At 74.2% G+C, this 1,179-nt stretch carries 1 protein-coding gene and 2 pseudogenes; 1 reads left to right on the top strand and 2 read right to left on the bottom strand.

Translation table 11 applies throughout. The features are described from left to right. The coding region (locus O3Q52_RS53320) for a DUF6215 domain-containing protein (RefSeq protein WP_269655577.1) at window positions 1-427 on the bottom strand (427 nt) is incomplete at its 3' end. Between the two features lie 8 nt (window positions 428-435). Here O3Q52_RS53320 and O3Q52_RS53315 point away from each other — a divergent pair. Continuing rightward, a pseudogene (locus O3Q52_RS53315) lies at window positions 436-765 on the top strand (hypothetical protein); the annotation flags it as partial. Here the strand turns inward: O3Q52_RS53315 and O3Q52_RS53310 are convergent. After that, a pseudogene (locus O3Q52_RS53310) lies at window positions 762-1,179 on the bottom strand (hypothetical protein); the annotation flags it as partial. The pseudogenes O3Q52_RS53315 and O3Q52_RS53310 overlap by 4 nt on opposite strands.

Genomic DNA, 1,179 nt, shown 5'->3' with positions numbered 1-1,179 from the left:
CTGCGGCACGTACCGGACGGCTCCAAAGCGGAAGCGACGGACCGTGATCGGCTACACCACGACCGGGGACACGACCCAGAAGCCCGGCCAGGTCGGGTCGGTTGAGCGCCTTGCACAGCTCTTCACCGGTCACAGGCCGGGGCGTCTGCTTGTAGGCCTTCGGCAGCTCCTCGTGTGCCCCGCCCGAACACGAGGCGGGCTGCGGGGTGCTGACGTCGGACGGCATCACGCGTGGGCCCACCCACAGCGCGGCCGCGAGTGCCCCGAACACGGCCACGGCCGCAACGGCCTGGCCCCATGCGTTGTGGTCCTTCTCCGGAGTGTCCGGGCCGGGACGCGGCCCCGATCCGGCCTGGGCCTGGGCGGCAGCATCGACCGCCGCCCCGTCCGCGGAGGCTGCCGGGTTCGGGTTCCGGCGTGCGCGCAAGGCCCGGCGCCGACATCCTCCTCGTGCCCACCCATCCGCAGACGGGGGAGACCTGGACCCCGTCCGGCCCGGCCGCCTCGGCATACTCGGTGCCGCTGCCCTTCGGGATATGGCTGTGGCTGGCCTCCCCCGAGCCGTACTTGCCCGTCCCTGCGTCGGGCGGCATGCCCGACGGCGTCCTCCGCGACGACCCGCCCGCGCAGCGCCCCCGTCACCTGTTCCGGGCAGATCCGGGAGCGTTCCAGCACGCCCTGGTCCGGCTGCCGGCCGTCCGCAGCCCGTGGCTGCGCGAGATCCTGGAGAACCTCACGCAGCACATGCGCGCCCGCCTCTTCTAGTCGGCAGGCAGAAGGCGCCGACGCGGTCCTTGCAGCTCCCACCGGGTCAGAGGCCTACCCGCCACGGCGGGGGGACCTTCGAGGCGTACGACGTTCAGTGCCTCGGCGACCGCGCCCACAGCGGCGTCGAACTCCCGCCGTCGCGGCGCCTCGTCCGCGGTGCCGATGGCGCTCTGCCAGGCCGCCAACGCCTGTTGGGCACTGTCGGTGCAGCTCAGGTACGTGACGTACGCCGCCCGCCGCACCGCCCGCTGGTTCGCCAGGGTCTGTTCGGTGAGGGTCCGGCGGGCGACGCCGAGTTGGGCCGTGGCCCGGAGCTGTCCGGAGTCCCAGGCGGCGGTTGCCTGTTGCCGGCCGGCTTCCCATGCGGCCTCGGCCTGGCGCTCGCCCTCCGCCCAGGCGGCCTCGGCCTGG

Source organism: Streptomyces sp. ActVer, assembly GCF_027270795.1.
GTDB lineage: Bacteria > Actinomycetota > Actinomycetes > Streptomycetales > Streptomycetaceae > Streptomyces > Streptomyces umbrinus_A.
The sequence above is the reverse complement of the archived record's forward strand: the minus strand, read 5'-3'. Positions and strand labels throughout refer to the sequence as shown.